General features: G+C 70.8%; 23 protein-coding genes. 7 read left to right on the forward strand and 16 right to left on the reverse strand.

The window, feature by feature from the left end; all coding sequences use genetic code 11:
- Window positions 1–196: 196 nt before the first annotated feature.
- From ACFXKG_RS03440 to ACFXKG_RS03495, 12 genes are all read right to left on the reverse strand, one after another.
- The gene (locus tag ACFXKG_RS03440; protein WP_384831497.1) at window positions 197–1,252 is read right to left on the reverse strand and encodes a LacI family DNA-binding transcriptional regulator; all 1,056 of its coding nucleotides are present in this window, start codon (window positions 1,250–1,252) and stop codon (window positions 197–199) included.
- A gap of 191 nt (window positions 1,253–1,443) precedes the next feature.
- Window positions 1,444–2,076 carry a TetR/AcrR family transcriptional regulator gene (locus ACFXKG_RS03445; RefSeq protein ID WP_384831500.1) on the reverse strand — a complete coding sequence of 211 codons (633 nt, stop codon included), beginning with the start codon at window positions 2,074–2,076 and terminating at the stop codon, window positions 1,444–1,446.
- Window positions 2,077–2,145: 69 nt separating this feature from the next.
- Window positions 2,146–3,015, reverse strand: a complete 870-nt coding sequence (locus ACFXKG_RS03450; protein WP_384831503.1) for an enoyl-CoA hydratase/isomerase family protein — start codon at window positions 3,013–3,015, stop codon at window positions 2,146–2,148.
- Window positions 3,016–3,018: 3 nt separating this feature from the next.
- A complete protein-coding gene (locus tag ACFXKG_RS03455) occupies window positions 3,019–4,197 on the reverse strand; it encodes a thiolase family protein (RefSeq protein ID WP_384831506.1) in 1,179 nt (392 codons plus the stop codon).
- A 31-nt stretch (window positions 4,198–4,228) separates the two neighbouring features.
- Window positions 4,229–4,651: a Zn-ribbon domain-containing OB-fold protein gene (locus ACFXKG_RS03460; protein ID WP_384831509.1), complete on the reverse strand. Its 423-nt coding sequence runs from the start codon at window positions 4,649–4,651 to the stop codon at window positions 4,229–4,231.
- Between the two features lie 56 nt (window positions 4,652–4,707).
- The gene (locus tag ACFXKG_RS03465) at window positions 4,708–5,937 is read right to left on the reverse strand and encodes a thiolase family protein (protein ID WP_384831512.1); all 1,230 of its coding nucleotides are present in this window, start codon (window positions 5,935–5,937) and stop codon (window positions 4,708–4,710) included.
- A gap of 61 nt (window positions 5,938–5,998) precedes the next feature.
- The gene (locus tag ACFXKG_RS03470) at window positions 5,999–6,517 is read right to left on the reverse strand and encodes a MaoC family dehydratase (RefSeq protein WP_384831515.1); all 519 of its coding nucleotides are present in this window, start codon (window positions 6,515–6,517) and stop codon (window positions 5,999–6,001) included.
- Window positions 6,514–7,269 (reverse strand): enoyl-CoA hydratase/isomerase family protein, encoded by a 756-nt coding sequence (locus ACFXKG_RS03475; protein ID WP_384831518.1) that lies wholly within the window; start codon window positions 7,267–7,269, stop codon window positions 6,514–6,516. The genes ACFXKG_RS03470 and ACFXKG_RS03475 overlap by 4 nt, the downstream gene beginning before the upstream one ends.
- A gap of 2 nt (window positions 7,270–7,271) precedes the next feature.
- Window positions 7,272–7,718 carry a nuclear transport factor 2 family protein gene (locus tag ACFXKG_RS03480; protein ID WP_384831520.1) on the reverse strand — a complete coding sequence of 149 codons (447 nt, stop codon included), beginning with the start codon at window positions 7,716–7,718 and terminating at the stop codon, window positions 7,272–7,274.
- Window positions 7,715–8,968: an NAD(P)/FAD-dependent oxidoreductase gene (locus ACFXKG_RS03485; RefSeq protein WP_384831523.1), complete on the reverse strand. Its 1,254-nt coding sequence runs from the start codon at window positions 8,966–8,968 to the stop codon at window positions 7,715–7,717. Before ACFXKG_RS03485 ends, ACFXKG_RS03480 begins: the two co-directional genes overlap by 4 nt.
- A complete protein-coding gene (locus ACFXKG_RS03490; RefSeq protein WP_384831526.1) occupies window positions 8,965–10,824 on the reverse strand; it encodes an AMP-binding protein in 1,860 nt (619 codons plus the stop codon). The genes ACFXKG_RS03485 and ACFXKG_RS03490 overlap by 4 nt, the downstream gene beginning before the upstream one ends.
- Window positions 10,821–12,026, reverse strand: coding sequence for a CaiB/BaiF CoA transferase family protein (locus ACFXKG_RS03495; RefSeq protein WP_384831529.1), 1,206 nt, complete (start codon window positions 12,024–12,026; stop codon window positions 10,821–10,823). Before ACFXKG_RS03495 ends, ACFXKG_RS03490 begins: the two co-directional genes overlap by 4 nt.
- A gap of 151 nt (window positions 12,027–12,177) precedes the next feature.
- On the opposite strand from ACFXKG_RS03495, the gene ACFXKG_RS03500 reads away from it, so the two are divergent.
- Entirely contained in the window at window positions 12,178–13,314 is a 1,137-nt protein-coding gene (locus ACFXKG_RS03500; RefSeq protein WP_384831532.1) for an acyl-CoA dehydrogenase family protein, read from the forward strand.
- Entirely contained in the window at window positions 13,311–13,844 is a 534-nt protein-coding gene (locus ACFXKG_RS03505) for a VOC family protein (RefSeq protein WP_384831535.1), read from the forward strand. The genes ACFXKG_RS03500 and ACFXKG_RS03505 overlap by 4 nt, the downstream gene beginning before the upstream one ends.
- 9 nt (window positions 13,845–13,853) lie before the next feature.
- Here the strand turns inward: ACFXKG_RS03505 and ACFXKG_RS03510 are convergent, their stop codons facing one another.
- From ACFXKG_RS03510 to ACFXKG_RS03520, 3 genes are all read right to left on the reverse strand, one after another.
- Window positions 13,854–14,120 (reverse strand): ferredoxin, encoded by a 267-nt coding sequence (locus ACFXKG_RS03510; protein ID WP_384831538.1) that lies wholly within the window; start codon window positions 14,118–14,120, stop codon window positions 13,854–13,856.
- Window positions 14,117–15,253 (reverse strand): aromatic ring-hydroxylating dioxygenase subunit alpha, encoded by a 1,137-nt coding sequence (locus ACFXKG_RS03515; RefSeq protein WP_384831541.1) that lies wholly within the window; start codon window positions 15,251–15,253, stop codon window positions 14,117–14,119. Before ACFXKG_RS03515 ends, ACFXKG_RS03510 begins: the two co-directional genes overlap by 4 nt.
- A 67-nt stretch (window positions 15,254–15,320) precedes the next feature.
- Window positions 15,321–16,922, reverse strand: coding sequence for a class I adenylate-forming enzyme family protein (locus ACFXKG_RS03520; RefSeq protein ID WP_384831544.1), 1,602 nt, complete (start codon window positions 16,920–16,922; stop codon window positions 15,321–15,323).
- A gap of 184 nt (window positions 16,923–17,106) precedes the next feature.
- Between ACFXKG_RS03520 and ACFXKG_RS03525 the strand changes: the two genes are divergently transcribed.
- From ACFXKG_RS03525 to ACFXKG_RS03540, 4 genes are all read left to right on the forward strand, one after another.
- Window positions 17,107–18,201, forward strand: a complete 1,095-nt coding sequence (locus tag ACFXKG_RS03525; protein WP_384831547.1) for an amidohydrolase family protein — start codon at window positions 17,107–17,109, stop codon at window positions 18,199–18,201.
- Window positions 18,198–18,596 carry an iron-sulfur cluster assembly protein gene (locus tag ACFXKG_RS03530; protein WP_384831550.1) on the forward strand — a complete coding sequence of 133 codons (399 nt, stop codon included), beginning with the start codon at window positions 18,198–18,200 and terminating at the stop codon, window positions 18,594–18,596. The genes ACFXKG_RS03525 and ACFXKG_RS03530 overlap by 4 nt, the downstream gene beginning before the upstream one ends.
- A gap of 81 nt (window positions 18,597–18,677) precedes the next feature.
- Window positions 18,678–19,892, forward strand: coding sequence for a cytochrome P450 (locus ACFXKG_RS03535; protein ID WP_384831553.1), 1,215 nt, complete (start codon window positions 18,678–18,680; stop codon window positions 19,890–19,892).
- Complete coding sequence (locus ACFXKG_RS03540; protein ID WP_384831556.1) at window positions 19,889–20,086, forward strand: ferredoxin; 198 nt, start codon at window positions 19,889–19,891, stop codon at window positions 20,084–20,086. The genes ACFXKG_RS03535 and ACFXKG_RS03540 overlap by 4 nt, the downstream gene beginning before the upstream one ends.
- Before the next feature lie 120 nt (window positions 20,087–20,206).
- Here the strand turns inward: ACFXKG_RS03540 and ACFXKG_RS03545 are convergent, their stop codons facing one another.
- Window positions 20,207–20,971 carry an SDR family NAD(P)-dependent oxidoreductase gene (locus ACFXKG_RS03545; RefSeq protein ID WP_384831560.1) on the reverse strand — a complete coding sequence of 255 codons (765 nt, stop codon included), beginning with the start codon at window positions 20,969–20,971 and terminating at the stop codon, window positions 20,207–20,209.
- A 332-nt stretch (window positions 20,972–21,303) separates the two neighbouring features.
- Here ACFXKG_RS03545 and ACFXKG_RS03550 point away from each other — a divergent pair, with 332 nt between their 5' ends.
- Window positions 21,304–22,134, forward strand: coding sequence for a hypothetical protein (locus ACFXKG_RS03550; RefSeq protein ID WP_384831563.1), 831 nt, complete (start codon window positions 21,304–21,306; stop codon window positions 22,132–22,134).
- Window positions 22,135–22,153 lie beyond the last annotated feature (19 nt).

The raw sequence follows: 22,153 nt of genomic DNA on the forward strand, positions 1-22,153 counted from the left end.
GATGCGGGGTCACACTCGTGCAACGTGCGGGACACCCCACGGACACCGGCCGCGCTGACGGGCACGCCGCGGCACGCGCCGCGCACGGTACGTGCCGTCCGAGCGCGGCGTCCCGGCGTGCGGACGGGTGCACAAACGGGTGTACGGACGGGTGTACGGACGGACCTCCGGTGGTCCGTGAGATTCTGCGGCTGCCTCAGCCGCAGCCGCAGCTCGCGCGCCGGACGACGGAGACCGGCAGCATCAGCGAGACCGGGGCGCGGTCGCCGTCACCCAACCGCTGAACCAGCAACTCCACCGCCTGCTCGCCGAGTTGGCGGATCGGCTGCCGTACGGTGGTCAGCGCCGGTTGTACGATCCGGCTCAACGGGATCCCGTCGAACCCGGTGACGGCGATGTCCTCGGGGACCCGTACGCCCCGCCCGTCCAGTGCGCGCAGCGCGCCCACCGCCATCTGGTCGTTGGCGAAGAGCATCGCCTCCGGCCGGTCGCCCGGCCGGTCGAGCAGCTGCTCGGCGGCGCGCGCGCCCTCGGCCCGGGTCATCATCCCGGCCCGCAGGTCGGGCGCGTCCGGCACCGGCAGACCGGCCTCCCGGCACGCCTCCCGGAAGCCGGAGAACCGCGCCTCGGCGTCCGGGGAGTCGGCGTCGCCGCCGACGAACGCGAGCCGGCGCAGCCCGTGGTCGTCGATCAGATGGCGGGCGAGCGCGCGCTCGCCGTCGGCGTTGGCGACCACGACGTGGTCCAGGTGGTCGATCTCGCGCGGCCCGGCGAGCATCACGATCGGCAGCCGGTTCGAGATCACTTCGAGGTCCTCGGTCGGCACGGTCTGCGCGAGGACGGCGAAGCCGTCGACCCGCCCGGCGACCTTCGCGACCAGGCTCTCGGGGCCGCCCTCCAGTGACGCGGAGATCAGCAGCGCGTAGCCGTGCCGCCGGGCCGCCCGCTCCATACCGCGGATGATCTGGTCGGAGTACAGCATCACCGCGTCGTCGGCGTCGCCCTCCGCCTCCGCGTCCGCCTCGGCGTCGGGATCGGCGTAGTCCGGGAAGCAGAGGCCGAGCACGCCGGTGGTGCGGCTGGCCAGACCCCGGGCGCTCCCGCTGGGGACGTAACCCAGCGCGCGGGCCGCCTCCAGGACCCGCTCACGCGTCTGTGCCCGTACCGATCCGGGGTTGCGGTAGACCCGCGAGACGGTGGCGATGGAGACGTCCGACCGCTCCGCGACGTCGTATACCGTGGGCGCGCTCACTCGACCGACCGTCCGCTTCTTCCGCCGTACCTGGGTACGCGCTGATGCCTGCCACCGAACCGCTATGAAAGCGCATTCATCCTAGTTCGCCGGTCACGCGCCGAGCAAGACCGCCCGGTGCGGCCCGCCGGCCGCACCAGGGGCGCCCGACGCACCGGGCGCCGCCGGGGCAGCGGGTCAGGACGGGCGGGTCAGGAGGCAGGCGCCGACGGCTGCCTGGCGAGTCCCTCCAGAGCGCTGTCCGCGAGCAGATGGCCGACGGCTTCGGGGGAGAGCTCGCCGTCCGGGGAGAACCACTCCGTGGCCGAGTTGAGCATCCCGATGATGGCCAGCACCGCGATCCGGTGATGCTTCACCCGCCGGAACTCCTTCTTGCGGATACCCGTCCGCAGGATGCGGGTGAAGATCTCCTCGTACTGCCTCCGCAGCTCGACCACCTGCTCCTGGAGCGGAGGACTCAGATACGTCCACTGGTGGAACGCCACACGCGTCTGGAGCAGGGTGTCGCCGAGGACGCACATGTGCGCGACGATGGCGCGGCGCATCCGGTCCGGTCCGTTCGTGCCGGGCTTGATCGCGGCCTCGATGGCGTCGAGATAGTTCTGGATCCCGCCCTCGATGATCCGCAGCAGTATGTCTTCCTTCTTGCGGATGTGCACATACAGGCTGCCGGGAAGGATGCCCACCGCGTCGCTGATGTCCCGCATCCCGACGACGGGATACGTTTTCTGACCGAACAGCTGGATGGCAGCCGTCTCGATGCGTTCGACCGAGACGGGGCCCTGTCCGGCCTCCGTTTTCCGCGACTTGGACGGCGCTGCCAAGAGATGTACCTCCCCGGGAGTTTCCTAACAAGTGATTGTACAGGGGAGGTGATCAGCGCCCGGGCCGCGTCATGCGCGTGGGGGTTCGTCGGATACGGTGCCGTCTTCGTTCCGGCCGCGGTTGAACACCGGCGGGCGGCGTTCGAGGAAGGCGTCGATGCCCTCGGAGAGGTCGTCGGTGTGGTGCAGCGCGGCGACGGCCCAGTAGCCGGAGTTCATCGCGGTCGCGAGATCGACCTGCCAGCCGGACCGCAGCGCCTGTTTGGTCGCCTCGACCGCCCGCCACGCCTTGGCTGCGATGCGTCCGGCCAGTTCCACCGCGGCCGGGATCAACTCGTCCGGCTCGACGACCCGGTTGACCAGGCCGATCGCCAAGGCACGCTCCGCGTCCACGAGATCTCCGGTGAGGGCCAGTTCCGCGGCAGTCCCGGACCCGACCAGACGAGGCAGGAACCAGGACCCGCCGTTGCCCGGTGGCAGCCCGAGGTTGATGTAGGTCTCCCCGAGTCTGGCCGCCGTCGAGCAGATGCGCAGATCACAGGCGAGCGCCAGATCGAGGCCGCCTGCCGTGGCCCCGCCGTTGACCGCCGCCACGACCGGCAGGCGGGAGGCGGCGATCCGCTGGGTGACCGGGAACAGGGCCCTGGCGTTGTACGGTTCCTGCTCGACGGCGAGACGTTCGTCGAGGTAACGGCGCATGGCGTGGAGGTCCGCGCCGGCCGAGAACTGCCGCCCGGCGCCGGTGAGGACCAGGCAGCGCACGGACCGGTCGGACTCCAGCTCGGTGAGGGCCGCGAGCAGGTCACGGGCGAGTTCCGGGACCACTCCGTTGCCGTGGTCGGGACGGTTGAGGGTGATCAGGACGACACCGTCCGCGACGCGCGCGTGGAAGAGGGTGTCGCGCTCGACGACATCGGTGGGACCGGCAGAGGAGGACATCCGCTACCCGGCCTTCACTAGAATCGTGGCGACCGCGGCGGCATACGTGCCCGCCAGCCAGCCTCCCGCGTTGACCGCCATGCCGACCCGCGCCCCCTCGACCTGCCGCCCCCCGGCCCGGCCGAGCAACTGGTCGTACAGCTCGACGAGTTGCGCGCATCCCGTGGCACCGATCGGATGCCCCCGGCTCATCAGCCCGCCGTCCGTATTGACAGGTATCCGGCCGCCCAGGGCCGTGACACCGTTCCTGACCAGCACATGTCCCTCACCGGGCGGACACAGGCCGATCTCCTCGTACTGCAGCACCTCCGCCGGTGCGGCGGCGTCGTGCAGTTCCAGCAGATGCAGGTCCCCGGGGCCGAGTGCGGCGTCCTCGAAGGCCGCCAGGGCCGCGGCGGCGACCGGCCGGGAGTCCTCGCCGTTCCCGGCGGCCGTCCGGGTCGCGCGGATCGCGCAGCGGCCCGTGGCATGCCGACGCGCGTACGACGCGGAGCACAGGACCACGGCGGCGGCCCCGTCGGTGGTGGGCGAGCACATCGGCAGGGTCAGCGGATCGACCACCGTCCGTGCGGCCAGCACCTCCTCCAGGGTCTGCGGCTGCCGGTACTGTGCCAGCGGATTGAGCGATGCGTGGCGCCGGTTCTTGACGGCCACGGCGGCGAAATCCTCGATGGTGGCGTCGTAGGTGTCGAGATAGCGCTTGGCCTCGTGCGCGTACATCTCGACGAACACCGAGTTCTTCGGCGGCGCGCCGCTGTCGCCGCGCGGTCCGGTGGTGGTGACATCGGTGGCGCCGCGCAGCGCGTCGAACGTGCGCGCCTTGTCCTCGTGGGACATCTTCTCGACGCCGACGACCACGGCCACATCGCACCGTCCGGCCAGTATGACCTCGTACGCCAGGTTCACCGCCGAACTGCCGGAGGCGCACGCGTTCTCCACGTTGACCAGCGGCACCCCGGCCAGGGCGGTGTCCCGCAGCGCGACCTGGCCGCGGATCATCTCCTGTCCCGAGACCAGTCCGGCCGCCGCGTTGGCGGCGAAGACGCGCTGGACGCCGGATGCCGGGATCCCCGCGTCGGCGAGCGCCTGGTCGGTGACCGCGGCCACCATCGTCCGCTCGCCGCGCCGGAGATCCTTGCCGAAGCGGGTCATGCCGACGCCGGCGATCAGAACCTCGTTCATGATGCCCAACTCCTCTCTGTGCAGCTGCCGTTCATCGCAGGACCGGCCCGAACCAGGCCACCGGGCGGCGCCTGGCCTCGTGTGCGGCTGCCGGACGGAACTCGACCGGCGCGTCGCACGTGTACGCGTCCCAGCCGCCGTCCGCGCCGGGCCACAGCCGGCCGAGCAACTGGACGCCCTCCGACAGCTTGACCACGCCGAGCGCGTACGGGGTGTCCTCGGCGAACCCGGTGGGTTCGCCGAGTCGTTGGACGGTGAAGCTGTGCAGCACACCCCGGCCGTGCGACACCACCCAGTCCAGGTCGCCCGCATGGCAGAAGGGGCAGAGGTGGCGCGGGTACATGATGGCCCGGTCGCACCCCTTGCAGTGCTGGAGCATCAGCTCACCGCGGACGAGGCCCTCGTAGTAGGGCTCGGTGATCGCCGCCATTCCGGGGCCCACTTCCGGTCCCATCGGTCCCATTCCCGGGCCCGCTTCCGGGCCCCCGTCCGGTCCGTCCGCCGGTCCGCTCATCGTGTCACCCGTTCCAGGAGAAGTACCTGACTGTCCATGTAGGTCCCGCCGGAACCACCGCACACCGCGCGCCGCGCCCCTTCGACCTGCCGCTCCGGCCCGGCCCTGCCGAGCAACTGCCGTACGCCCTCCGCGAGCAGCGCCGTTCCGCCTCCCACCCCGGTGTGCCCGGCGGACAGCAGGCCTCCGTTGGTGTTGACGGGCAGCCGGCCGCCGGGCGAGAACGCGCCGGCGGCGAACATCCGGGCGGCCTCGCCGGCGGGGGCCAGACCGAGTCCCTCCAGCGCGACGGTCAGCACGCCCGCGTAGGAGTCGTACACCTCGGCGACATCGGCGTCCTCGGGCCCCCACCCCGCCTGCTCGTACGCCTGGGCCGCCGCGGTCGGCCAGCCGAGCACCGCGAGGTCCTCCTCCTGGCCGATGCTGTAGTGCGACACGCACCCACCCGATCCGGCGACCCGTACCCATGGTTCTCCGCCGGCGCGCGCCCGCGCGGCACTCGTGAGGACGAGTCCGACCGCGCCGTCGGCCATCATCGGGCACTCGAAGGCGTGCAGCGGGTCGGAGACCAGCCGTGAGCCGAGCACCTGGTCGACGGTGAGTTCCCGGTCCCGGTACATGGCGTTCGGATTGAGCCGCGCCCACGCGCGCAGGGCGACACAGACCGAGGCCATGTCCCGGGGTGTCGATCCGCTCACCGCCATGTAACGGCGGGCGATGAGCGCGCCCACGGCGTTGAAGGACAGCCCCGTCGCCTTCTCCCATTCGCGGGGGATGCCGTTGGCGGTCAGCATGTCGATCATTTCGCCGACCGGTGCCGAGCCCCACTTCTCGGCCTGGAGGACCAGTACGTTGCGCGCGTATCCCGCGGCGATCAGCGAGGCGGCGGTGCGTACCGTGTTGTCGCTGGTCGAGCCGCCGGAGTGCAGCATCACACTGCTCTTGACCCGCCCGCCCAGGCCGAGTTCCTCGACCACCCGCGAGAAGATCAGGTCGGCCTGGTCGGCGGGGGAGTGCAGACAGGGGATGAGCAGCAGGGTGTCGATGTCGGACAGGGCCAGACCGGCGTCGCGTACGGCGGCGAGCGCGACCTCGACGAGGCCGCCCATGAAGGACCGGTCGGGGTAGCGCCCCGACGGCAGTTCGCCGATGCCGACGAACGCGGCCTCGTCCGGGGACGGCGGGAACGCGGGAGCCAGGGATGCGGGGGGTACGGGGGCAGGCACTGTGGGTTCTCCTCCTCGGGGGGGATGCTGTGCGTGGGCCGTGGTGGCGAGTGGGGCACCGCTATGACCGCCGCCGGGCGAGCAGCACCATGCGGAACGTCATGACGTCCTCGTCCTTCTGGTTGAGGACGGTGTAGTCGAGGCGGAGCGTCCCGTGCGTCGGCCTGCTGCCGGGCTCGGTGGCCGCCACCTCGGCCCGCGCCCGGATGGTGTCACCCGGGCGCACGGGGGCCAGCGCGCGCAGCCCCTGGCATTCGAGGAACGCGACGACGGCGTCGCCGAGGAAGCCGGTCAGCGCGATCTGCCCGACGGCCAGGGCGAAGGTCAGCGGTCCGTGGGCGATGCGGCCGCCGAATCTGGTGCCCCGGCCGTACTCCTCGTTGACGTGCAACGGGTAGTGGTCCCCGGTGAGTCCGGCGAACGCGGAGATGTCCGTGATGTCGACCGTGCGCCCGGGCGAGAGCACCGTGTCACCGACCGCGAAGTCCTCGAAGTACTGCCGCGTCCGGTTGAACGCGCCGCCCGCAGGCGGTTCGCCCGCAGGCCGGCCGCTCGCGGACCGGCCGCTCACCGCGTTCACCGGTCGAGGGCGGCGAGCGCCTCGTGGGCCAGGCCGAGTCCGAGCTGCTCGTGCAGCAGCCGTTTGATCTCATGGGTGAGTACGACCCGGGAGAACCGGCGGGCGAGCGCCGGACCGGCGGCGATCCCCGCGGCCAGTTCCCTGGCCCGGGGCAGCACCTTCCCGGGCGGCAGAACCTCGTTGACCACGCCGTGGTCCAGGGCCTGGCGGGCACCGATCTCCTGCCCGGTCAGCAGGAAGTAACGGCCCCGGGCCGGGCCCAGCACGTGGGTCCAGACCACATGGGCGCCGTCGCCGGGGACGATTCCGGACGGGAAGTGGGGGCCGTCCTTGAACACGGTGGTCTCCGACGCGAGGACGATGTCGCTCAGCACCGGGATCTCGGGGTGGACGAGAGCCGGTCCGTTGATCGCCGCGACCACCGGCACCTCGATGTTCATCAGGTTGGTGAGCAGCCGCTTGCCCTCGAACATGACATGGGACCAGTCGCCGGGTGTCCCCAACTGGAAGCTGCTGAAGTCGATTTCGGCGCAGAAGGCCGACCCGGCGCCGGTCAGTACGACGGCTTTGTTGCCGGGGTCGCAGGATATGTCGGTGAAGCAGTAGGCGAGTTCGTCGTGTGCCTGCGAGGTCCAGATCAGGCTGTCGCCGCCGGTGTGCAGGGTGACCTGCAGAACGCCGTCGTCGTCCCGTTCGAGGCGGATGTGCTCGTACCGTTCGGAGTACTCGTCGAACAGTGGGCCGATGGACATGGTCACCCTCCTGAACAATCAGTTGCTTGTACGGCGCCGGGCCGGACGAACGGTGTGAACCGGCGCCGCCGGATCCGCCAGCCGTCCGTGGTGCGCGCGAACTCGTCGTCGTACCGGCCGATGGTGATCAGGCGGACCGCGGGCGGCGCGACCCGCAGTGCGACGACGTACGCGGTGCCGCTCGCTCCGTCCCCGGTGCCCCGCACCAGGACGTTGGAGACCAGGTGCCGCGTGCCGGGCGAGCGTTCCGCGGCCCCGCGGACCAGGTCCGCCAGCGCCGCCGCTCCCCGCACCGGCTCGGCGCCCGCCACCTCGAACGCGCCGTCCTCGGTGTACAGCGCGGCGAACGCTTCGGGCCGCGCCTCGTCGTACGCGTACGCACAGCGCGCGTACAGGTCGGTGACCTCCCGCTGATCGATGTCGCCCAGCACCCGTGAGTCCGTGGTCATGTGCCGCTCCCTTCCGCCGTACGGGCCAGGCCCGCGCCGCTCGCCGAACGCAGCGCCGTCCGGCCGCGCAGGAACTCGCGCGGGCTGTTCGCGGCGAACACACCGGTCAGCCGCCCGCGGTCGGTGTAGTGCACGACGAAGGCGTCCGCGTCCAGTGCGCCCGAGATCACCGCGGCCTCCGAGCCGGGGCCGGAGTACCCGGCGAACTGGAGCCGCAGGTCGCCCTGGTCCGACCAGAAGAAGCCGTCGTCCTGGACCGGGGCAGGAGCACCGCCGGTGATGGTCCCGGCCACGCGTACCGCACTGTCCGCGGCGGCGGTCCAGTGGCCGATCGGCCGGCACACCCCGCTCCCGCCGGTCTCTCCGCTCCGTCCGGTCCCGTCGCTCCTGGTGTCGTTGTGGCGGCACACCACGTCACCCACGCCGAGCACGGCCGGGTCCGAGGCGCGTCCGTCGTGGTCGCAGACGAGTCCGTGATGTATGCCGAGTCCGGCCGCGGAGAGCCAGCCGGTGTCACGGACCACACCGACGCCGACGACCACGACATCGGCGGTGACCTGCGAACCGTCGTCGAGCCGCAGAATCCGCGCACCGGCCGCGGCGGAGGCGCTCCGGACCGTCACCCCGCAGCGGAACGAGATCCCGCGTGCGGTGTGCCAGGACACCAGCCGACGGGCCGGTTCCTCACCGACGGCTGTGGCGAGCGGCAGTGCGACGGCCTCGACGACGGTCACCTCACAGCCCAGCGCGCGGGCCGCACAGGCCACTTCCAGCCCGATGAAGCCTCCTCCGACCAGTACGACCCGGCGCCCCGCCGTGAGCGCCCCGGCCAGCCGCCGGGAGTCGGCCGCCGTCCGCAGATAGTGCACGGTGGGCGACGGGGGCAGCGCAGCCAGCTCCCGCGGCCGGGAACCTGTCGCCACCACCAGCTGGTCGAAGCTGGCTTCCGAGCCGTCGGCGAGCCCCACGGTTCCGGCGGCGAGATCGGCCGCGACGACCCGCTTCCCGAGGACCAGCTCGATGCCCCGCGCCGTATAGGCATCGAGCCGGTCCTCGAACCGGATCGCTTCCCCACCCCGTCGGCCCGTCAGGTAGGCCTTGGACAACGGCGGTCGGTCGTAGGGGAGTTCACTCTCCTCGGAGAACAGCCGGATGCGTCCTTCGTAGCCGAGATCGCGCAGCGTCTGCGCGGTGCGGACCCCGGCGAGTCCCGCACCGGCGATGACGGTGCCGCGTCGCCCGGCGCTCACGTCGGGGCCGCCGCGCTGTCGGCGGGCGACGTGGCGCCGTCGGACACTGCCGCGGCGTGCCTCACCGCACTGCCGTCGGGCTCTGCGACGCCGTCGGTCACCGCGGTGCCGTCCGCCGTTGCGGAGGCCGGAGTCGCCATGCCGCCGCCGTCGGCCGTCGCCCATTCCGCGAGCCGGTACTTCCGCACCCGCCCGGTCACCGTGACCGGCACCTCCGATTCCTCGACGAACCGCACGACGGCGGGCACCTTGAACCTGGCCAGCCGCCCGGCGCAGTACCCGACCAGCTCGTCCGGGTCGGGTGGCGCTCCGCTCCCCTCGGGCACGATCCACGCGCAGCCGACCTCGCCCATCCGCTCGTGCGGGACGCCGACGACATACGCCGCCCGCACCCCCGGATGCTCCCGCAGCACCGCCTCGACCTCGCCGGGCATGACCAGTTCGGAGCCGCAGCGGTACGACTCCTTGCGCCTCCCGGTGAGCGTCAGATAGCCCTGCTCGTCGAAGCGCCCGAGGTCTCCGGTGCGCAGCCAGCCGCCGGCGTCCAGCGCGGCGGCCGTCTCCTCGGGCTTGTTGTAGTAGCCGGAGGTCACCGCCGGGCCCTTCACCACCAGTTCGCCGACCTCGCCCGTCGCCACCTCCTCGCCGGTCGCCGGGTCGACGGCCCGGTACGCGGCGAGCACACCGCCCAGCCCGGGATCGCCGGCGACCCCGGCGGGCTTGGGGCACCCGTTCGTCGTCCTCAGCCGTTCGACCGGGTCGCCGGGCCGGGTGCACAAGGTGGAAGCGGTGGTCTCGGTCTGCCCGTACGCGGTGAAGATCTCCGCCACGTCCAGCACCTCCGCCATCTGTGCCCACATGCCGGGCGGGTGGGCGGCGCCGGAGGAGAACATCGTCGTCAGCGACGACAGGTCGTACGGTCCGGACCTCGCCTCGGAGAGCACCACACCGGTCATGGCCGGTACGCAGATGAGCTCGTCGATACGGTGCCTGCCGATCGCCCGCAGTGTCCCTTCGGCGCTGAACACCGTGTGCGGACAGACGGCTCCGCCCACGAACAGCACGGGGAGTGTCGCCTCCACGTACCCGAAGACGTGGTGGATCGGCAGCGCGGTCAGGATGCGCCGCCCGTCCTGGAACGCGCGGGTGTAGGCGCTCGCGTACGCCGTGCGCAGCACCGCGTCGTGCTGGAGCAGCACCCCTTTCGACATGCCGGTGGTGCCCGACGTGTACAGCAGGTCCGAGGCGGCGAACGGGTCGGCGGCGGCCGTGCGTTCCAGGACCTCCGCGTCGCCGATCGCCGCCCCGAGCCGTACGAGTTCCTCCAGGGACCGGCCCCGGGCGGGCGGCCCGTCCGTCCCCCGTACGACGACCTCACGGAGCCGGGGGAGCACGGCGGCGCCCGCGTGCTCCTCCCAGCCGGGCGCGATCCGGTCGAGTGCGTCGAGGTAGTCGAGCTTCCGGAACGCGTCCATGGTGATCAGCAGGACGGCGTCGGACTGGCGCAGGACGTACCGCAGTTCCTCGTGCCGCAGCAGGAAGTTGACGGACACGGAGACCGCGCCGACCCGGGCGACCGCGTACTTGAGGGCGATGATGTCCGGAAAGTTGGCCAGGTCGACGGCGACGTGGTCGCCCGCCCGCACTCCCAGCGCCATCAGCCCGGCGGCCAGTCGGATGGAGCGCCGCCGTACCTCGGTGTAGGTGTGGATGTGATCATCGGCCAGGATCAACGGGCGCCCGGCGAACTCCGCGGCCGCCGCGTCGAGTTGCTGGGCGGTGGTGCGTGGTGTCCACACCGGGTGCCGCGCCTCCAGGGCGGCACGCCGTTCCTGTGGAGGGGGGAGTGTCGTCATTGAGGTGGTGCCGTCCCTTCCATCGCCGTTGACGGACGAAGCCGGTCGATCTCCTCAGGGGAGAACCCGGCTTCGGAGAGGATCTCCTCGGTGTGCTCGCCCGGAGCGGGTGGCTGGCGCATCGCGCAGTCGGCGCCGGTGTCGATCGGCAGCCGCAGCTGCTTCAGACCGTGGACACGCCCCCGCGCCGCGTCGCGCACGATGCCGCGCTCCACGGTCACGGGGTGCTCCAGGGCCTCGGCCAGTGTGTGGACAGCCGCGGCCGGTACGCCCGCCGCGGCGATGCGGTCCAGCCAGTATCCTGACGGTGCGCCGCGCAGTCGCTCCTCGATCGGTTCGGCCAGTTCCGCGCGCCGTGCCACCCGGTCGGCCACGCGGCGGAATCGGGGGTCCGTCGCCAGTCCTGGCAGGTCCAGCGCCCTACACAGCCGGGCGAACAGCCGGTCCGTGGCCGCCGCGATCATGATCGATCCGTCGGCGGTCCGGAACGCCTCGTACGGAGCGGTACTGGGGGCCGCGGAGCCGAGCCGCGGTGGGAACGTCCCGGTGCCCAGATAACCCATGATCTGATGGGCCATCAGGAAGAAGCCGCTGTCGACGAGGCCGGCCTCCAGCCGCTGTGCACCGGGCTCGTCGGGGCGCCGGGCCAGTGCCGCCATGACGGCGACGGCCGCCCACATGCCGGTGGACATGTCCACCACCGAGGGCGCGGCCCGTGCCGGTCGCCCGTCGGGGTCGCCGGTCATCTCCATGATTCCGGTGAACGCTTGTATCAGGGCGTCGTAGCCGGCCAGTTCACGGCCGAGCGCACCCTCGCCGAACGCGCTCACCGAGCAGTACACCACGCGCGGGGCGGCCCGCCGCAGATCGTCGAAGCCCAGGCCGAGCCGGTCGGCCACACCCGGCCGGAAGGACTGTACGACGACATCGGCACCCCGGGCGATCCGCAGCACCGCGTCCCGGCCGGCCGGGACGCGGAGGTCGACGGCGGCGCTGCGCTTGTTGCGGTTGAGTGCCAGGAACACCGTGCTGTCGGTGCCCCAGTGGGGCGGTAGCCGGCGGGTGGCCTCGCCGGTTCCCGGTGGTTCGACCTTCACCACGTCCGCGCCGAGGTCGGCGAGAATCATGCAGGCCAGCGGGCCGGCGATGTTCTCGCTGAGATCCACCACGCGCAGTCCGCGATAGGTGCGTTCGAGACTCAATGGTCCCCTCCCCAGGAATCGGCCGCACTCGGGCGTCAGGGAAAAACAAACACTTGTTAGTACTAGCAGCGGCCACTACGGTGGTCAACAACCGTGCTGCAAAGGGACGGACGAAAAGCGGGACTGACGATCCTACGGCGAAGGGCCTGGCATGGATTTCCGGTTCACCGACGAGCAGCGACTGTGGAGCGACACCCTGCACACCTTCATGGAGCGGGAAGTGGGCCGCGAGTACACCCGCAAGCACGACGAGTCGCGGGAGTTTCCCGAAGAGGCGTACCGGAAGTTCGCCGACCGGGGCTGGCTTGGGCTGCTGATCCCCGAGGAGTACGGCGGCCTGGAGGCGGACCCGGTGATGTACGCGATCTTCTGCGAGGCGATCGCCACGTACAGCCTCGACTTCGCCGCCGCCGTGATGACCTCGATGTTCACCGCCACCAACATCGCCAACCACGGCACCGCCGAGCAGCGCGAGCGCTACCTCGGCGGATTCCTCCGCGGCGACATCAAGTTCAGTGTCTCCATCACCGAACCGGGCGCCGGCTCGGACGCGGCCGGTCTGCGGACCAGTGCGGTGGCCGACGGCGACCACTTCGTCCTCAACGGTAACAAGGTGTTCTGCTCGGGCGCCCATGTACCCGGCACCGTGATCACGGTGCTGGCCAGGACGGGACCCGACCGGCACAAAGGGCTGAGCCTGATCCTCGTACCCAACAACGAGCCCGGCGTGGACATCCGCAAGCTCAACACCATCGTCCGCCGGAGCCTCGGCACCACCGAGATCTTCCTGACCGACGTACGGGTGCCGCGCGAGAACCTCCTCGGCGAGGTCGGCGGCGGCTGGACGTACATCGGTGAGCACCTGGAGTACGAGCGCCTCGCGCTGGCCGCCAGCTACGTGGGCAACGCCCGCACCGCGCTCGACGACACGGTCACGTACACCTCCGGGCGCACCCAGTTCGGCCGCCCGCTGTCGTCGTTCCAGGTGCTCAAGCACCGGATGGCGGAGAACGAGTGCGAGATCGAGGCGGCCCGTCTGCTGGTCTACAGCGCCGCCACGAAGATGGCCCGCGGCGAACGGGCGGTCAAGGAGGTCTCCATGGCGAAGGTGTTCGCCGCGGACGTGGCCTTCAAGACGTCGTTCAACGGCATGCAGGCCCTGGGCGGTTACGCCCAGTTGCCCGAGTACGACATGGAGCGCTACTTCCGCGAGGCCAAGCACGCCATGGTCGGCGGCGGCACCAGTGAGATCCAACGAGGCATCATCGCCAAGGAGATGGGCCTGTGACCCCTGCGGACACGCGCACGGTGTCGGTGGCCGACCGGGTGCGGACGGTCGACCACATCGGGATCGCGGTACCGTCCGTGGCCGAGGCCGTACCGCTCTTCGTCGATCTGCTCGGCGGCCGGTTCCTGTCCGGCGGGGACAACGACGAACGCGGGATCCGGCTCCTGCACCTGGCCCTCGGCCAGTTCAAGATCGAGCTGCTGCAGCCGCTGCGCGCCGACGCCGCGGTCGCCGCCTTCCTGGACGGCCGGGGGCCGGGTTTCCACCATCTGACCCTGTTCGTGGACGACGTACCGCAGACGGTCGAGGCGCTGGCGGCGAGCGGTTACGTGCCCACGGGGACCGACACCGCCTCGCCGCGCTGGAGCGAGACGTTCCTGCCGCCGCGAGCGACCTTCGGCACCCTGCTGCAGTTCACCTCGACCACCACCCGGTGGGACGTTCCTGCCCAGGACTACGGGCTGCGGGACGTGCTGGCCGGGCGGGTCGTCTGGCGCGACTACGTGGCGTGCCTGCGCGACGACGGGTGAGGACAGCGCTCAGACACGATCGCCGGAGCCGGAGCCAGTCTCGGTCTCGGCTCCGGCCTCGGCCTCCGGGCCGGCGTCGTCGGCGGCGTGGAACGAGATCGCCTCGGTGGGGCAGTCGTAGGCGGCCCGTCGCAGCGCCCCCGTCTCACCGTCGCCCACCGTCGCGCGCTTCAGCACGACGAGTCCCTCGTCGTCGATGTCGAACGCGCCGGCCAGGGCCATGACGCAGTTGCCGTACCCCTGGCACCGTTCGCGGTCGACCCTGATGCCGATCACGCGGGCTCCTCCTCGCCGATCCGCCGGGCGATCTCACGGTGGAACGCGGTCAGCCGACTCTCGGCGGTGTTGAACATGCTGCCTCGGAAGCCGAGCGACCCGATCACCGTCGAGATGTCGTTGATCACCTCGGCGTCCTCGTTGAGGACGTCGAGGAACTGCTGCCAGTCCCGCCGGTTGTGCCGGTCCCACTGCTCCGCCGTCTTCCCCGCGGGCGGCGGTCCGACGACCTCGTACGCGCACAGCTCCGTCTCGTCCACCGACACTGGCCAGGCACTCCACATCTGGAGGTGGGTGGGGAAGCAGCTGAAGATGGTATTAGGGAAGACCAGGTAGTGGCACAGGTGGGAGGCGCGGTGGTCGTCCGTCGCCTTCGCCCGCTCGGTGTACCCGCGGATCGGGAGCGTCATCCACGAATGCGGTGAGCTGATCCGCAGCACGGCGTCCCGCCACATCACCAGTCCGGCGAGGGTGTGGGGGTGGGTGAAGGGCACGTGCCAGGTCTCGTTGAAGCCGTCGACGGCGATCTTCCAGTTCACCTTCAGGCGGACCGACGTACGGAAGCGCGTGGTGAAGCCCTCCAGGCCGTACCCCGCGAGCTCGGTGCCGATGGCGCCGAGGTGGTCGAGGAGCGGCGGCACGTCGTCGGAGAGCGCCAGCCAGATCCACCCGGCCCACTCCGTCACCTGAACGGCGGGGGCGCGCAGCCCGCGCAGCGCTTCCTCGTCGAAGCTCTCGCGCAGCGGCACCGCGCCGACCATGCCCTCCAGGTCGTACACGAAGCCGTGCCAGGGGCAGGTGAACCGGGCCCGGCCGCAGTTGCCCGAGCCGTTGACCAGCCGGGCCCCGCGGTGCTGGCACACGTTGTGCCAGGCACGTACCGAACCGTCGTCTAGCCGGGTGATCACGATCGACTGCCCGATCCGGTCCCAGGTGAGGAAGTCACGCGCGCGCGGCAGGTCCCTGGACGGATGGACCGGGAACCAGGAGTGATGGAAGACCGCGGTGAGTTCGGAGCGGTAGCGGTCCGGGTCGGTGTAGACGGACGCGTCCCATCGGCTCGGGGGGAGGGGGTACTGCTGCTCCGCTGCCGTGAGGCCGGTCTTCGGCGATGTCTGCGTCACGGTGTCCACACTCTCCATCGTGGTGGGTGGCTCGTAGCTGAAGAGCTAAGCAAACAATCATTTGTTTGTACGGTAGTCACGGGTTCCCCGCACTGTCAACGCGGTACAGGTGCTCGGCCGACAGCCGTTCGCGCAACTCCCGTTTGAGGACTTTCCCGTAGGCGTTACGCGGCAGTTCGTCCACCCAGACGACCTGTTTGGGCACGCGGTACCCGGCCAGCGAGGCCCGGCAGCCGGCCACGATCTCCTCGTCGGCGGGCGGGGTCCGGTCCGGCTCCGGTACGAGTACGGCGGTGACCGCCTCGCCCCAGATCCGGTGGGGCAGCCCCACCACGGCAGCGTCACGCACCCCTGCCAGCCTGAGCAGGACCTCCTCGACCTCGCGGGCGTACACATTCGACCCGCCGGTGACGATCATGTCCTTCTTGCGGTCGACGAGGAAGAGGTACCCCCGCTCGTCGAGGAAGCCGATGTCTCCGGTGTGCAGCCAGCCGTCCGCGAGCGCCGCCGCGGATTCGCCGGGGCGGTTCCAGTAGCCGGCCATGGTCTGCGGGGCCCGGGCGAGGATCTCCCCGGCCCGGCCCGGGGGGAGGGGCGCGCCCGTCCCGTCCACGACCACGAGCGTGACGCCGGGCAGTACGCGCCCCGCGGAGCGGACCAGTGGCAGCCGCGGATCGCGTGCCGCCCGGCGATGGTCCGCCTGATCCAGGACGGTGAAGAACATCGGTGACTCCATCTGCGCGAACGACTGCACCAGTCGCCCGTCGAGGACATCGGCCGCCTCGCGCAGGGTCTCCGGGTCGATGGGCGACCCGGCGTAGTAGACGCGCCGCAGGGCCGGTGGTGGGGTGTATCCGGCGGGCAGCGCGTCCAGCAGCATCCTGATCATCGACGGAACCATGAAGAGCCCCGTGACGCCCGCTTCGTCGAAGAGCGTGGCGGTGCGCGTGGCGTCGTACGAGCCGGCCAGCAGGCTGTGCCCGCCGGTCATCAGGGTGGGCAGCAGCAGGAACCCCGAGCCGTGGGTGAGCGGGGCGGCGTGCAGGATCACCTCGTCCGGGCCGAAGTCCAGGACGCGCAGGGCGGTTTCGGCCACGCTCCGCCACGCGTGGTGCGTCAGGACGACCGCCTTGGGCAGCCCGGTGGTGCCGGAGGTGTACATCAGGGAGGCCGCGTCGTGCCCGTGGGCGGCGACGGGTTCGGCGGCCGGCTCGCCGGTGGAGCGCAGCGCCCGCAGCGAGCCGGGGCCGACGGTGTCCGTCCGGACGACCGTCAGGCCGGGCAGGCCCTTCGCTTCCGGCAGGCGGTCGAGGAACGCCCCGGTGGTGACCAGCACCCTGCTGCCCGAGTCGGACAGCATGTGTGCGTAGTCCGTGCGCAGCAGCCGGATGTTCAACGGGACCACGACCAGCCCGGCGGCCAGTGCGCCGAGAAAGGTCTCCACGTACTCGACGCAGTTGGGCAGCAGCAGGGCCAGCCGGTCGCCCGGCCCGGCCCCCAGGGCGCGCAGACCGCCCGCCGTCGCGGCGACCCTGTCCCGTAGCCCGGCATAGCTGAGCACGCCGTCCGGGCGGTCCACTTCGGTGACACAGATCCGGTCGGGGTGGACCTGGGCGGCCGCCCAGAGTGTCCCGGCCGCCGTGGTCGCGGCATGCGCTGTCGACGACGACTCGCTCATGTTCGTCACCTCTCTGGGAGACCCGGTACCGGCAGAGCCATTGCGGTGGGCGTCGGGGAGAATTCCCTCAAGTCGACGATAACAAACGACTGTTTGTTTTACGGATGGTGGAGGCGGTGGGCCGTTCGCTTGACATCGGGTCCCCGTGAACAAACACTCGTTTGGTATACCGCTGGAGGTGCGCATGATCGGTGACATCGTGGTGGTGGACGCTGTGGTCCACCCGTACAACCTCTCGTCCGAGAACCGGAATCCAGATGCCGCAGAGCAGTTGGAATCGGTCTACGCCGCCCATCTCCTGGCGACCGGGGACGCGCGGGAGCTCCGGGGCTACCGGCTCGACCGCGACGAGTTCTTCTCCGACTTCCCGTTCGAGGCGATCGCCGGCTCGCTGTTCGTGGAGAGCCCCGTGGACCTGGCGGTCATTCACGCCCTGCCCAACCTCGGATTCGCCCGTGACTACGTCACCGACCCCCGGCGCGCCGCCGCGTTCAGGTCCCGCCACCCGGACCGCTTTCTGCTCTACGCGACGGTCGACACCCCGGTCACCGATGCGGCGATCGCCCAACTCGAATGGCAGGTGACCGAGTTCGGGGTGGACGGGCTGAAGCTCTACCCCGCGTTCTTCTACGGTGGCACGGGGGAGGGGTGGCGCCTGGACGGCGCCGACTTCGCCACCCCGCTGCTGGAGGCCGCCCGCGATCTCGGCATCCGCAATGTCGCCGTGCACAAGGCGCTGTGGCTGCCGCCCGCGCCGCGCAGCGCCTTCGGTATCGACGACCTGAGCGCGCCGCTGGAACGCTTTCCCGAGCTGAACTTCCATGTCGTGCACGCGGGAGCGGCGTTCCTTGAGCACACCGCGGCCCTGCTGGGCCGGCACCGTAACCTGTACGCCACGCTGGAGTCGGTGTTCGCCTACGCCGTCGTCCGGCCGCGCGTCTTCGCCAAGATCCTGGGCACGCTGTTGCAGGCCTGCGGCGCCGGCCAACTGATGTACGGAAGCGGCTCGAACCTCAGCCATCCCGCGCCGCTGCTCGCCGCGTTCCGCGACTACCGCTTCCCGCGCGAGACGCTCGACGAGTACGGCTTCCGGCAGATCACCGCGCGGGACAGGGAGCTGATCCTCGGTGGCACCGCGCTGCGGGTGCACGGGCTGGACGCGGCCGAGGTGGTCCGGCGCACCGCCGGCGACGCGTTCGCGCGGGCCCGCTCCCGCGACGGTGGCGGGCCACCCTGGGGATATCTGCGGGCCGGCCGCGCGACGCGGGTGCGCGGATGACGGCCGACGGCGGTGGCGCGGCCGTCTCCCTGGAGGACCGGATCCGTGGCCAGCTGCGGAAGGTTCCCGAACCGTGCGCCCTGCTGATGCGGGACCCCCTGGACATCTGCGAGATGGGGCTGGTCGAAGAGATCCGGTACGCGGCGGGGCGGGTCCGGATCACCCTGGTGCTCACGGACACGTCGTGCGTCCACTTCACCGGAATGCGGCGCTTCATCACCGACGTACTGCTGGAGCTGCCCGAGGTCGACGTCGTGGAGGTCGGGATCTCCCGGACGGTGCTGTGGACACCGGACCGTCGGCGGAGCGCGGGAGGGCCGTCGCGGACACGACCTCAGCCGCCATCGCGGCCCTGGCCGAAGGCTGTGCCTGTCAAGGCGGTTGACAGTGCATGAGACGCGTCCTAGCTTGCAAACGACTGTTTGTTTGTGTGTCATGAAGGTGGACGCACCGTAGATTCCGGTGGAGGACCTCACGTGGATACCGAGCGGTTCGGACGAGACATCGAGAAGGACTTCGACATCGACGATCCGGCATTCAACGAGAACTTCTACGACGTGCTCGACACCCTGGTCGCGCGGTGCCCGGTCGCGCACAGCAAGGTCGGGAACGGCTATGCGCTGATCAACCGGTACGAGGACGTCCGCAGGGCCGGGCAGGACTGGCAGACGTTCAGCAGCGCCAAGGGCTTCCAGCCCAACCGCCCCGAGGGCCTGCCCTATCTCTACCCGGAGGAGTCCGACCCGCCGTACCACGACAACTGGCGCCGGGTCCTGAGCCCGTACTTCTCCCCGAACGCCGTGAAGGGCTTCGACGAACAGATCCGGGCCGACGCCAACGACCTCATCGACTCCTTCGTCGACCGGGGCGAGTGCGAGTTCATCAGCGACTTCGCCTCCGAACTGCCCGGGCGCGCCTTCTTCAAGAACCTGATCGGCGTCCCGGTGGAGGATCTGCCGATGCTGGTCGAGGCAATGGAAACCGGCATCTACGGTCCCGTCGACAAGCGTGCGGCGGCCTTCGGGCGGGCCCTGGGCTACCTCGGCGAATTCCTCGCCCGGCGGCGGGACGAGCCCTCGCGCGGCGATCTCGTCGATGTGATCGCCGCGGGGGTCGAGCGTGACGGCGAGCCGTGTCCGTGGGAGGACCGGGTCAGCGTCATCACCGACCTGACCTTCGGCGGCATCGCCACCACGACCTTCGTCATGGCCGGCGCGATGCTGCATCTGGCCACCCATCCGGAAGACCGCGAGAGGCTGGTCCGGGACCCGGGCCTGATCCCGAACGCGGTGGAGGAGTTCGCCCGTTACTACCCGCCGGTGGTCGCCCTCGGCCGCACGGTCACCAAGGAGACCGAGATCGGCGGGCACCGGTTCAAGGAGGGCGATTACGTCCTGCTCAACTACGCCTCGGCCTCACGTGATCCGAAGGCGCTCGACAACCCCGCCGAACTCGACATCGGCCGCGAGGACATCCTGCACACCTCCTTCGGTGTCGGTCCGCACCGGTGCATCGGCTCGCACCTGGCCCGCCTCGAACTGCGGGTCGTCCTCGAGGAGTTCCTGCGCCGGATCCCGGACTTCTCCGTCAAGGAAGGCACCACCCAGGAGTACGAGACCGGTGTGTTGCGCACGATGACATCGCTGCACCTGGTGTTCCCCGGCCGGCGGGCGGGAGGCGCGGGCCGATGAAGTACACCGTCGACGGCTCGCTGTGCACGGGCCACGGCCGCTGCTACACCCTGGCACCTGACGTCTACGTCCCCGATGACGAGGGCTACAACCTGCGCCGCGACGACACCGTCGAGATCGCGCCGGAGCAGGAGGCCGATGCCCGGCGCGGAGCGCGCGGCTGCCCCGAGCGGGCGATCGGGCTCGACGGCTGACCGGCCGGCCGGAGCGGCTTCGGCAGACCGGTGCGCCTTCGGCGGATACGACGGCGCCGCTCCCCCCGATCGGTGGAGCGGCGCCTCGGCGCAGGGCGCGCCGTACGGCTTCCCGTACTCCTACTGCGCGGTCCAGCCCCCGTCCACGGTGAACACCTGACCCGTGACGAAGTCGGCGGCCGGCCCGAGCAGGTAGGCGACCATGTTCCCGATGTCCTCCGGCTCGCCGATGCGGCCGGCCGGGGTCGCCGCCTTCACCGCGGTCATGAGCTCGGGGGTGACATCACCGTGCATGGGGGTACGGATGACCCCGGGAGCGACCACGTTCACCTGGACGTTCCGCGCCGCGTACTCCACGGCGACCTGTCGGGACATGGCGATGACGCCACCCTTGGCCGCCGAGTAGGCCAGCACGTCGGGCATGCCGATGAGCCCCGCCGTGGACGCGGTGTTCACGATTTTTCCGGACCCGGCGGCCAGCATGTGCTGGATGACCGCCCGCATCCCCAGCCACGGGCCCTTGAGATCGATGCCGATGAGCCGGTCCCACCCCTCCTCGGTCTGCGTCAGCAGGGTGTCCGTGCTGGACACGATGCCGGCGATGTTGGCCAGGCCGTCGATCCGGCCGTGCGACGACAGCACCTCGTTCACCACACTCCGCCACGCGCCGGCGTCGGTGATGTCGAGCGTGCGCGCCTCGGCCCCGCCACCGGCATCGGTGATGGCCGCCGCGGTCTCGTCGTGGCCCTTGACGTCCGTGGCGACGACGAACGCCCCCGCCGCGGCGGTGAGCCGCGCGGTCGCCCGGCCGATTCCCGAGCCCGCCCCCGTGATCAGGACGGTCCTTCCCTCAAGCGTGCTGACGTGCTGTCCACCGGCAGTCACGGCCTGCTCCTTCCGCTTGGTCGACCCGTTACGACGACGGGCCCGCGGGCCCAGGCCCGCAACGGATCCTCACGCTAGAACAAATGGTTGTTTGTTGCAAGGTGGTGATGTGTCAGTCCTGTTGACACTCATCAGGGGCGGAGCTACCTTCGCAAACAATCAGTTGTTTGTTGACTGAGGATCGCTCGATGTGCCGCCCCCGCCGACGAGCGGCCGGCGGCCAGCACAGTACGAGGGGCGGGCCGCGGACGTTTCCCCGCGTCGCGCAGAAGGCGCCGACCGGCACCCGGCCCGCCCGCGTCCCCATCGGTCGAGTGAGAAGGAGGGCACCCATGAGCGCCCCCGATACCGTCGTGGCTCCCACCACGGGCCAGGGCTCGAATCCCGCCGGTCGGGCGGAACCCGACCTCCGGAGCATGAGCCGTAACTCCCAGCTCCTCATCGCGTGGTGCGGGCCCGCGATGGTCGTCCTCTTCGCGATAGGCAGCGTGTGGCTCGCGCGCTACTTCCCGCCCGCCATCCATCCGGGCGACTCCGCGGAGCAGGTGGCGCGGTACTACCAGGACCACGCGACACCCATCCGTATCGGCCTCGTCCTCTCCACCATGGCCTACGCGCTGATGGGCGTGTGGGGTGTGTGCGTGGCCGTCCAGACCCGGCGCAAGGAAGGACTCTTCCCTGCGCTGACCTACGTACAGCTGACCTGCATGGCCGCGGGCACCGCGCAGATCGTCGTGAACTGCGGCCTCTGGGCGACGGCGGCCTTCCGGGCCGGCGAGGTGTCACCCGAGATCACCCAGGCGTTCAACGACGCGGCCTACATCATCCTGCTCGGCACGTGGCCGCCGTTCACCATCTGGGCCGTCGCGCTCGGGCTGAACATCCTGCTGGACAGGACCGACGCCCCCGTCTACCCGCGCTGGACGGGCTACTTCAGTATCTGGGCCGGTGTCTGCTTCATCCCGGGCGGCACCGTCTGGTTCTTCAAGGACGGGCCGTTCGGCTGGACCGGCGTGGTGTGCCTCTGGATACCGTTCGTCGTCTTCGGCATGTGGGTCCTGTACTTCAGTTACCTCTCGATGCGGAACGTCAGGAACGGCTTCGTACACGAGCAGGAACCGGCTCGTGGAGCCGGTGAACGAGAGCCGGCCGGCGTGTCGTGACCGGCCCTACGCGGACTTC

The sequence above is a fragment of the Streptomyces sp. NPDC059255 genome, from assembly GCF_042752355.1.
Taxonomy (GTDB): domain Bacteria; phylum Actinomycetota; class Actinomycetes; order Streptomycetales; family Streptomycetaceae; genus Streptomyces.

Excerpts from the sequence above, each read along its gene's own strand:
- ACFXKG_RS03525 (WP_384831547.1), top strand. The coding sequence starts at position 17,107 with ATGATCGGTGACATCGTGGTGGTGGACGCTGTGGTCCACCCGTACAAC.
- ACFXKG_RS03520 (WP_384831544.1), bottom strand. The coding sequence starts at position 16,922 with ATGAGCGAGTCGTCGTCGACAGCGCATGCCGCGACCACGGCGGCCGGG.
- ACFXKG_RS03530 (WP_384831550.1), top strand. The coding sequence starts at position 18,198 with ATGACGGCCGACGGCGGTGGCGCGGCCGTCTCCCTGGAGGACCGGATC.
- ACFXKG_RS03480 (WP_384831520.1), bottom strand. The coding sequence starts at position 7,718 with ATGACCACGGACTCACGGGTGCTGGGCGACATCGATCAGCGGGAGGTC.
- ACFXKG_RS03460 (WP_384831509.1), bottom strand. The coding sequence starts at position 4,651 with ATGGGACCGGAAGTGGGCCCCGGAATGGCGGCGATCACCGAGCCCTAC.
- ACFXKG_RS03550 (WP_384831563.1), top strand. The coding sequence starts at position 21,304 with ATGAGCGCCCCCGATACCGTCGTGGCTCCCACCACGGGCCAGGGCTCG.
- ACFXKG_RS03455 (WP_384831506.1), bottom strand. The coding sequence starts at position 4,197 with ATGAACGAGGTTCTGATCGCCGGCGTCGGCATGACCCGCTTCGGCAAG.
- ACFXKG_RS03540 (WP_384831556.1), top strand. The coding sequence starts at position 19,889 with ATGAAGTACACCGTCGACGGCTCGCTGTGCACGGGCCACGGCCGCTGC.
- ACFXKG_RS03490 (WP_384831526.1), bottom strand. The coding sequence starts at position 10,824 with ATGACGACACTCCCCCCTCCACAGGAACGGCGTGCCGCCCTGGAGGCG.
- ACFXKG_RS03450 (WP_384831503.1), bottom strand. The coding sequence starts at position 3,015 with ATGTCCTCCTCTGCCGGTCCCACCGATGTCGTCGAGCGCGACACCCTC.
- ACFXKG_RS03500 (WP_384831532.1), top strand. The coding sequence starts at position 12,178 with ATGGATTTCCGGTTCACCGACGAGCAGCGACTGTGGAGCGACACCCTG.
- ACFXKG_RS03475 (WP_384831518.1), bottom strand. The coding sequence starts at position 7,269 with ATGTCCATCGGCCCACTGTTCGACGAGTACTCCGAACGGTACGAGCAC.